The 1975-nt window shown below is 66.5% G+C and carries 3 protein-coding genes; all 3 read right to left on the bottom strand.

Annotated elements, in window-relative coordinates:
- Nucleotides 1-201: 201 nt before the first annotated feature.
- The 3 genes from ACFQPD_RS10045 to ACFQPD_RS10035 all read right to left on the bottom strand — a co-directional run bounded on the left by ACFQPD_RS10045 (nt 202) and on the right by ACFQPD_RS10035 (nt 1800).
- The gene (locus ACFQPD_RS10045) at nt 202-465 is read right to left on the bottom strand and encodes a type II toxin-antitoxin system RelE/ParE family toxin (protein ID WP_187721855.1); all 264 of its coding nucleotides are present in this window, start codon (nt 463-465) and stop codon (nt 202-204) included.
- Nucleotides 462-725 (bottom strand): type II toxin-antitoxin system Phd/YefM family antitoxin, encoded by a 264-nt coding sequence (locus ACFQPD_RS10040; protein WP_385900487.1) that lies wholly within the window; start codon nt 723-725, stop codon nt 462-464. Before ACFQPD_RS10040 ends, ACFQPD_RS10045 begins: the two co-directional genes overlap by 4 nt.
- A 154-nt stretch (nt 726-879) precedes the next feature.
- Nucleotides 880-1800 carry a tyrosine-type recombinase/integrase gene (locus tag ACFQPD_RS10035; protein WP_385900485.1) on the bottom strand — a complete coding sequence of 307 codons (921 nt, stop codon included), beginning with the start codon at nt 1798-1800 and terminating at the stop codon, nt 880-882.
- Nucleotides 1801-1975 lie beyond the last annotated feature (175 nt).

Genomic DNA, 1975 nt, shown 5'->3' with positions numbered 1-1975 from the left:
GCAAGCCAGCCTGATCCGCCGCTACATCATCTGGCGCAACTCCCACGCCACCGACCCACGACTCCGCAAAGTCCTCAAACGAGCCGCAATCATCAAGAGGGCCAAGGTTGCCTGACGCGGTACTAGCCAAGAGTGGTCCGGGAGGAATCTGAGTTGGCTCAGACTCGGTGTGACGGGACAAGACCTCCTGCTGAAGCCCAGCTACCGGCGTTCGTAGATGTCGCGGCGGTGGCCGACGGCAACGACAAGGACGAGCAACACGCTGTCGTGAATCTCGTAGACGATCCGGTAGTCACCGGTCCGGACACGCCACTCGCCGTCGCCTCCAACCAGCTTCTTGGCCCCGCTCGGGCGCGGTTTGCTGGCAAGCAGTTCGATCGCCGCCTGGACCCGCCGCTGGGCGGCCCGGTCCAGCTTGCGTAGCTGTCGAACCGCAGCGGGCGCGACCTCTATCCGGTAGCTCATGCCAGGCCGAGGTCGGCCTTGACCTGCTCCCAGGGGATCGCCGACTCACCATCGGCGAGCTCGGCACGGGCCGCGCGGACAGCCTCGAGGTCGGCCAGGTCTTCCGCGGCCGCGATCAGCCGATCCAGATCATCGGCGTCGATGACCGCGGCCACCCGCTGCCCCCGGCGAGTCAGGTACACCGGGTCGTGCCCAACCCGGGCCGCGTCCACGACATCGGCGAGGCGGGCTCGGGCGTCACTCACAGTCATCTCAGTCATGCCACCCATGGTAGCCGCTGGAACAGCCGAAACGTACAACTAAGCACCTCCGGGCTTCACCGAGCGAACGCGCGACTCTCGGCAGTGTCGGTCGGGTTCGTCTTGGGGGCATGCCTTTCGGGTCTCGGCGTCGCTGCTACTGCTCTGGCGTGGGCTATGTGCCGGAGGCCATGTAGGCGGCGAGGATGTAGTTGGGATGGCGGTCGAGGTTCTTGCGGGCCCGGTCGTAGCGCATGGTCGTTCGGGGGTCGGCGTGACGGGCGGCTATCTGGACGTCACGCAGGTCGACGCCGGCGTCGAGCATCGTGGTGACGAAGGTGTGGCGCAGCATGTGGGGGTGCATCCGCGGCAGTCGGACCCCGGCCTCCTCAGCGAGGTGCTTCAGCCGGCGGGTGGCGGCGTGCCGGTCCATCCGGACTGCACGCAGGTTGAGCAGGATCGGCCCATCGGTGCGTCCGGAGACCGCGCGTTCGACGGCACGCTGGACGGCTGGGGGTGGTGGAGTGAGGACCACCTTGCCGCCCTTGCCGTGCACCCTCAGGACACGGTGGCCGTGTTCCTCGCCCAGGTCGGCGATGTTGGCGCCACACGCTTCGAAGATCCGCAAGCCGAGCAGCCCCAGCATGGTCACCAGCGCGAAGTCGTTGGGGTTGATCGAGATCCGGGCGGCGGTGAGCAGGGCCTCGAACTGCAGGTGCGACAGGCCCAGGGTCGGCGACTCCGGTGGCACGTTGGGTCGGCGGACGTAGTCGGCCGGTGAGGTTGTGATGACTTGGTCGATGACGCAGGTGCGGTAGAACCCTGCGACCACCGACACCCGGCGGCTCACCGTGGAGGGCTGGAAGCGGCGGACTTCCTGCATCCACCGAACGTACAACTCGATCTGCGCCCGGTTCGCCTTCAACGGTTCGACGCCACGCTCGCGGCACCACACCAGGTAGGCGCGCAGATCCGACTCGGTATGGACACGGGTCTGGCCACGGTAACGGGCCAGGTAAGCGGCGACTGCCCGCACCAGCGGTTCCGTCGCAGCATCGAGGAGAACAGGGAACAGCACAGGGACAAGAGTGGTCATGACCGATGCTGCGCCTTACCTGGCCAACATGCCAGCAGACGGTGGCATGTGAATCGGCCTGGGTTTCGTTCCGTTCTTGAAGCAAGGATGGAACACGATGAACCAGAAGTACTCTCCCGAGATGCGCGAGCGCGCGCTGCGGATGCTCGATGAGGCCAAGGCCTCCGGTGAGCAC

The sequence above is a fragment of the Tessaracoccus sp. O5.2 genome (assembly GCF_964266725.1).
In the GTDB taxonomy this organism is placed as follows: domain Bacteria; phylum Actinomycetota; class Actinomycetes; order Propionibacteriales; family Propionibacteriaceae; genus Arachnia; species Arachnia lapidicapta.
Note: the sequence above shows the minus strand (reverse complement) of the source record. Positions and strands in the feature narration are given on the sequence as shown.